The 6,997-nt window shown below is 46.2% G+C and carries 9 protein-coding genes and 1 pseudogene; all 10 read right to left on the bottom strand.

The genetic code is table 11. The features are described from left to right. Positions 1–194 (bottom strand): annotated as a pseudogene (locus tag CUS_RS02415) (class I SAM-dependent methyltransferase); the annotation flags it as partial. A gap of 12 nt (positions 195–206) precedes the next feature. Continuing rightward, entirely contained in the window at positions 207–458 is a 252-nt protein-coding gene (locus CUS_RS02410; protein WP_002847326.1) for a heavy-metal-associated domain-containing protein, read from the bottom strand. A 23-nt stretch (positions 459–481) separates the two neighbouring features. Continuing rightward, positions 482–1,078, bottom strand: coding sequence for a class I SAM-dependent methyltransferase (locus tag CUS_RS02405; protein WP_002847329.1), 597 nt, complete (start codon positions 1,076–1,078; stop codon positions 482–484). Further along, positions 1,075–2,064 (bottom strand): alpha/beta hydrolase, encoded by a 990-nt coding sequence (locus tag CUS_RS02400; RefSeq protein WP_002847332.1) that lies wholly within the window; start codon positions 2,062–2,064, stop codon positions 1,075–1,077. The genes CUS_RS02405 and CUS_RS02400 overlap by 4 nt, the downstream gene beginning before the upstream one ends. Further along, on the bottom strand, positions 2,054–2,782 hold the full coding sequence (locus tag CUS_RS02395; protein ID WP_100084514.1) for a DUF6796 family protein: 729 nt from the start codon (positions 2,780–2,782) through the stop codon (positions 2,054–2,056). Before CUS_RS02395 ends, CUS_RS02400 begins: the two co-directional genes overlap by 11 nt. Beyond that, on the bottom strand, positions 2,766–3,407 hold the full coding sequence (locus tag CUS_RS02390; RefSeq protein WP_002847328.1) for a GNAT family N-acetyltransferase: 642 nt from the start codon (positions 3,405–3,407) through the stop codon (positions 2,766–2,768). The genes CUS_RS02395 and CUS_RS02390 overlap by 17 nt, the downstream gene beginning before the upstream one ends. A gap of 160 nt (positions 3,408–3,567) precedes the next feature. Then, entirely contained in the window at positions 3,568–5,049 is a 1,482-nt protein-coding gene (locus CUS_RS02385; RefSeq protein WP_002847331.1) for an ABC transporter ATP-binding protein, read from the bottom strand. A 6-nt stretch (positions 5,050–5,055) separates the two neighbouring features. Next, positions 5,056–5,760, bottom strand: coding sequence for an energy-coupling factor transporter transmembrane component T (locus CUS_RS02380; protein WP_002847330.1), 705 nt, complete (start codon positions 5,758–5,760; stop codon positions 5,056–5,058). After that, a complete protein-coding gene (locus tag CUS_RS02375; RefSeq protein WP_002847334.1) occupies positions 5,757–6,347 on the bottom strand; it encodes an MptD family putative ECF transporter S component in 591 nt (196 codons plus the stop codon). The genes CUS_RS02380 and CUS_RS02375 overlap by 4 nt, the downstream gene beginning before the upstream one ends. A gap of 82 nt (positions 6,348–6,429) precedes the next feature. After that, on the bottom strand, positions 6,430–6,997 hold a 568-nt coding region (locus CUS_RS02370), incomplete at its 5' end, for an ABC transporter ATP-binding protein (protein ID WP_002847333.1).

Genomic DNA, 6,997 nt, shown 5'->3' with positions numbered 1-6,997 from the left:
GCATAAACGCTCCACGCTGCCATAGCGCCGCAGACAAGTGTGCCTGCGCCAGCCGTTCCGACAAGAGCTTTTTTCATCATCGGATTCATATCAGCAAACATCAGTGCTGCGGTTCCTGCGCCGAGAATTGCTGTTCCTGCAGTCAATGCCGTAATCATTCCGTTTGGAACCCAGTTCTTATAATTTGCACTCATAATTATACTCCTTTACTTTTTGCTGAAAAATCCCTTCTTCTCATACGTTTCACAAGTTACACTCATAACTGTATAGCCTGAACCGTCCAGTGCGTCAGCTATCATTTCTGAGGTCAGTTTGTATTCACTTATAATAACCGTTTCGCCCTTTTTATGGGAAGAAGATACTTTTTTCACGGATATTTTGGTGCGAATGGCATCGTTGATATGTGATTCGCACATTCCGCACATCATACCGTCAATTTTAACTGTTGTCTTATACATATTGAATATCCTTTCACTGTGTGTTATCGTTTATATCCCATGACTAAAAACAGATTTTCCTTTTTATTGACTGAAATATCAGCAAATTTCGCTGATTTCAGCATATCTGCGATCTGCTCTGCCGTATATCGTGTCATGCAGGGAACTTTCTTCTCCCAATCCACATTCGGATCGCCGTAATTATTGATGACCGCAAAACAGCCGCCATTAACAAGTGAACGGTAGATCTCCCTGAACGCTATTTCAGGTTTCTTCCAGAAGAAAACCGTTTCAAAAGCGGTGATAAGGTCAATGCTGTTATCCGTGAACGGCAGATTTTCAGCACTGCCTTTGATGATTTTTACACGCTTGCCAAGTTCATTTTTATTGACCTTTTCAGCCTTTTTCACACTTTCATCGGATATATCCAGCCCGATAAACTTCGCTTTTTCGCTCAATCCAAGCATACGTCTGATATTGTAACCGCCGCCGCAGCCCAGATCTGCGACCTTGCCGCTGTCGGGAATGCTGATCTGCTCCAACGCCCACTGCGCCATTGGTAAATGCTCCTTGTCCATGCTGACAAGCATCATTCGTCCGAGAAGTCCTTTCGGATTTCCGAAATTGTCTGTAAAACTCATGGCTTTGCTCCTTTTCTGAGAAATTCGTTTATCAGTTCCATGACCTCGTTGAAAGCTGGCTTGCAGCCGGGAATAAAATATTGCAACGCAAAGCAGTGGTGCATTCCTTTACCCACATGAATCATGCACTTTGCGCCTGCTTTCCGGAAGCTCTCCGCATAGCTTGGAGCAAAGGCGTACAGCGTTTCTGCGCTGCCGTAATAGAAATGCGTCATGGGAGCCCTACGAAAGTCGCCGTGTGCGGTTGCAAGATATTTTTCCGGTATTTCTCTGCCGTGACACATGATCTCACGGGCAGTATACATATACGCCGCAGGAATCATGATATCTCGCTTGTCAAGTGCTTTGATTGCTGTATTTTCTGCATCTATTACGGGAACACTTCCGGGCGATATGGGGATCAGCATTCCCGGCATAGGAATATTTCTGCCGTTGTCATTCAGTTCATTTATGTATGTGATCAGATCGAGTATCAGTGCACCGCCCGAGGAAAAGCCAAGAAATACGATGTTTTCAGGCTTGTAGAATGTCAGCATTTTGGTATAGCATTCAAATATCATCTGCACATTTTCGAGCATATCGTGTTCGTGGCAGAGGGGATAATACGGGAACCATACATCGGAATTGGTTGTTTCAGCGATCTTTCTTGAAAGCCCCACATCGCCTTTATCTGAGCCGAGTATCATGCCGCCGCCGAATACGAACAATATCGCTTTATCTCGCCGTTTCTTTTCAATGTCAACTTCAATGCAGTGATACTGTCCCTGTATCAGATGATCGGTATAGTGAGCCTTGTTATCTGTCGGCATAATAAAATGACGGTTTTTTGCATTCATTTTTGCCGCTTTTGTAAGGACTTCTTCCTTTGTACCGATAAGGCTGTTTCGTATCTTTGCAGCCTTCACGACTGCTTTTGTCACCCTGTAAAGCGGATTGTTTAGCGCATCGGGCGCTTTTACAACTTTATCCTGTTTATCAAATCTCATGCTTATGACCTCCTTTGGCTTTCTTCATTGTCAGCAGCAAGCCGCCGAACATCCAGATATTGCCGATGCTGATCCATGCAGCAGTCAGACCGTTTACAACAGCGTGATTGCCTGCGAATTTCAGCAGCATTGTCGCACCCATACCGACAGGCATCGAAAATATCCAGCACCACTTCGGATACGGAGTCAGTCCTTTGGCAAAAGCACTGATCTGTGCCGCGCTCATTACAAGGAAGAATATCAGGAACAGTGTTAGCGCAGGCAGTAAGAAGTACAAACCAAATTTTATTGTCAGATCATATGCGTTCTCAGGCGATGCAAGCATCATATGGCTATAGAAAAACACAGTCGAGAGGCAAGGGACATGAACGCCGCAGGCCGCAAACAGCATATATCCGAACACACCGCTGCGAAATATATGGGCGTGTTTCATACTGCCGCTAGCGATCAGTCTGTATATACCAAAATAGCAAAGCCCCTCAAGCGAAATACCGATCAGTCCGAGAAATGCGGACCAGAACAATGTTCCATCCGATAAGATCAGATACTGCGAAAGTTTCTTTTCCAGCCCTGTCAGACTTTCATCATATACACCGTATCCGAGGAGCCAGTCGCCAACAAATGTCATAATACCGCCGATCAGTCCTATGATAAACAGCTTGCGGATACGGGGCCAGTCAAGACTGCTGTCAATGCCGATGTCATTGTAATTGCTCATAATCATTCTTCTTTCCGTACATCAGATCATATATCTTGCACCCTGCCGCCGTCCGTGTCTGAACGAGCTTCATGCCGAGATGCACATAGCGGTCACATTTGCCTTTTGCGTCGGTATCCAGTATGCAGGGACAGCCGTTTTTGTCTGCTATTTTATAGGCAAACTCCATGAGCTTGCGCATATAGCCCTGCCCCTGATACTTCTCTGTCACAATCAGCATTTCAACCTTAACGTAAGGCTTTTTCTGCTTTTTCATCTGTATTTCAAGCGGCTTTTTATCACAGCCGCTGTTTGCCTGCTTCAGAAATGAAAACAGTTTCCCCCAGCCGCCGAGCGCATTTTTCATTCGCTGTGCCATTTTTACAATGCTCCGTAAATTCGGATGATTTCCTTTTGTATCGGTGATGAGGATGTATCCTTCGCCATGATCTGTACTGTAAAATGTTCCGCTTTTAATGCCTGCGATGACAAATGCCTTCATGTATTCGGTCATTGCCGCCTTCGAGGGAAAGAACGGCTTTAATCCGCCTTCGCCGGGTTCATAGGGATAATCCCAGAACGACGCACCGATCAGGGCAGAGATCTCATCTATTTTCTCTTTTGATAACGAACGTACCTTTTTCAATACTATGACCTCCAGTCGCAATACAGTTAGCATAGACAAACTCATGATTATATTATAGCATATGCTAACTCAAATTGCAAGATGCTGCAAGAAAAAAGCCGTCCAATTATGAACGGCTTTCTATGATATCTTCTGTACGAAATAGATATGGTGCTGTGTTTTAACTCTCATTTGTGAAGAATTGACGCAGCCTGATATCTGTATCTTTATTCAACTCGAAATTTTCGACCACCTGTCCTTTTTCCAATCTTACGATATGGTCACAGCAGGAGAGTATAAATTCAAGATCGTGCGTCACAATAAAAACAGTTTTCCCCATGTCACGAAGCTTCAAAATCTCACCCGCAACCTGTTTCATATGGGCAAGATCAAGTCCGCTTGTCGGCTCATCGAAAATTAGAATAGGCTTACTCGAAGCAATGCCCGATGCAATAGCTGTCCGCTGCTTCTGACCGCCGGAAAGTGCCATAGGATGTTTATCGCTGTATTCGGACAGATCAAGCTGAGCGAGTATTTCGTCACTGCGATGCGTTTTCTCTGTGTCTGTTATCTGCTTATCCGTGATGCTCAGCATCACTTCGTCCCTGACACTTTCGGTAAAGAGCTGATGATTGACGTCCTGCATGATCATATAGCAGATTTTCAGGCGCTCTTTTGCTTTGAATGTTTTGCCGCCAAGCGTGAGCGTGCCTTTACATTTCTTTTCAAGTCCGCAGATATTTCGCGCAAGCGTGCTTTTGCCCGCACCGTTGTGACCGATAATTGCAATAATGCTGTTTGTAGGCAGCTCCAGTTTCGGGATATTGATACCGTGTTTGCCATCTTTGTAGGTGAACACGTAGTTTTCAAGCGTAAGCATTTCATCGTGCTTTGAAACATTTTCACGAGTATATGTAACATCTGCAAGTGACAGCGGGCGTATGCCCATTCGCTCGGTATCGGCAAAGGTCAATGCTCTTATCTCATCGGAGCGCAGTTCTTTCACGATTTTTCCATTATCGAGTATCAACATTCTGTCCGCAAGTTCACGCAGGAAATACAGCCTGTGTTCGGCTATAATGATCGTCTTGCCCTGCGACTTCCAGTCGGAAAGAATGGTTTTCAGCTTTTCTATCGCACTGCTGTCAAGATTGGAGGACGGCTCGTCAAGTACCATAATATCAGGCGAAAGCACGCTGACACTTGCACAGGCGATGATCTGCTTTTCACCGCCCGAAAGCTCGAATATACTGCGGTCAAGCAGTCGCTCAATGTGCATTTCACGCGCTTCGTCATTTTTGCGGGACACAATATCCTCGGGCGGCATCCCGATATTTTCTGCGCCGAATGTGATCTCGCCGTCTGTATCAATTGCAAAAAACTGGCTTCTCGGATTCTGGAACACCGTTCCCACCACGCCTGCAAGGTCATACAGCTCCGTTTGGGCTATATCACGACCGTTCACAGTGGCGCTGCCCGTCAGTTCACCCTTGTAATAGTGCGGAATTAAGCCATTAATCAGCCTGCCGACCGTCGTTTTTCCGCAGCCGGATGCACCGCAGAGCAGCACCGTTTCACCGTCATGAATCGTCAGCGACAGATCTTCCAGGCTGCCTTCATCAGAACCTTTGTATCTGAAATTGACATTTTTGATTTCGATCATAACATCTCACCTGAAATATTTTGAGATTACAAACAGGATCATACTTGCTGCGAAAACAGCTATCATCAGCCAGTCTGCCGCCTTGAGTTTTAACTGCACCGGACTGGTTCGTCTGACCGGTGCTCCCAAGCCCCTTGTGACCGCTGCTGCCGACAATTCCTCACCGATATTCAGGCAGGAAAACATCAACGGAACAAGGCGGTATTCGATCATTTTTGTTATTCTTCCGCCTGCAAATGAAATGCCCCGCATTTTCATAGCATCATTGATACTGAGGTATTCCTCTTTTATCGTCGGAAAGAACCGCATCACAACAGCGAGCGATACCGATATGCCGTCGGGAACGTGCATCTTTTGCATTGCCGACATAAATTCGCCGATCTTTGTTGTATGTATCACATACCACGCCATGATCATCGCAGGCATAAACTGTGCCACGATACCGCAGTAGCCGACCAGGAGCGCCGAAAGAACCCCCGTTGATTCCGCAGAAATGTAGTATTTCAGCAAGAAAAGCGCCGCCCCGTAGCACAGCAAAAAACGAAGGGCAGACACATATCTGCCCTCGTTTGCCAGCAGGAACACGGGTATAAGGGTAACGATGATCCTGACTGCCCATTCCATCGGCGATACCGCATTGACCATTACGATAAACGAAACAGCGAATATCATAAACAGCTTCGTGCGGGGATCAAGATGAATCTTTATCATACGATACCCGCTTTTTCAAAGTGCTTCTTGACAACTGCTTTACCTACAAATGCACCGATCACGCCGAAAATAAAGCAAAGTGCCAGCAGAATTGCGATTGTTTTGCCGTTGATTGCACGGAACAGCGCATCACAGTATTCCGCAGAATAACCGCCGTCAAGAAGGCTCTTGCGATAGTCCTTTGCAGTCACAATTACCGGGAAGTAGTTTGCGCAGATCCAAAGGCAGAAAACACCGTGACTGAGCGCCGTCATCTTAAAGCTCTTGTAGCCGCCCTTTTTGGCAATCAGATCCGCGATCAGTCCCGAAAGGATGATAAGCGGTGCGCCGAGCCAGCCCATACCGGTCACAAACATGATAATTGCGATCAGAATGGACATGATCGTAATCATGCCGAATTTCTCAACTTTCGTGTAAAACAGCATCATCGGAATCGAGCCGACCAGCGGGATCAGCACCACATAGGATGCGACAATGTACGGGTGGATAAAGCCCAGCATTCCGCAGGCAAATTCCACGACAAAGATCAGCGCCGTGAAAATGCCGATCGTGATAAAGTCCTTTACTTTCAGCTTGTTATCGTTCATGATAAACCTCCTGTAATATTCAGTTAGCATATGCAAACCGATTTTATTATACCACTTTCTGTTTGGTGTGTCAATACCTTTTTTAGTTTTTCCAACCCGTGCTGACTGCACGTTTTGTAACCATATTATGATAGATACCGCCCACGCCCATATCCATAAGGCTCTTATGGTTGCCCGATTCGGCAATTTGTCCTTCTTTGATGACGCAGATGCAGTCCGCACCGACAATGGTATTGAGTCTGTGGGCGATAACTAACAGTGTTTTACCCTTGCAAAGCTCGGATATCGCCTGCTGGATATAGCTCTCATTATCTGCATCAACGCTTGCAGTCGCTTCATCGAGAATGACAATGGGCGAATCCTTCAGAATGCACCTTGCGATAGAAAGCCGCTGCGCCTGACCGCCGGAAAGGCTTGCACCGCCCTCGCCGATCACCGTATCAAAGCCGTCAGGCAGCTCCATAATGAAATCATAGCAGCGTGCTTTTTTCGCAGCTCCAATGACTTCCTCACGGCTTGCGTCAGGTCTGCCGAGGGCAATGTTGTTGTAAACCGTATCCTGAAACAGATATACCCTCTGGAACACCATACTGATATTGTCCATGAGTGCGGCAAGCGGAATTTTGCGGATATCCGTACCCCTCAGAAGT

It is taken from the genome of Hominimerdicola alba 8, from assembly GCF_000178155.2.
Taxonomy (GTDB): Bacteria; Bacillota; Clostridia; order Oscillospirales; family Ruminococcaceae; genus Hominimerdicola; species Hominimerdicola alba_C.
Note: the sequence above shows the minus strand (reverse complement) of the source record. Positions and strands in the feature narration are given on the sequence as shown.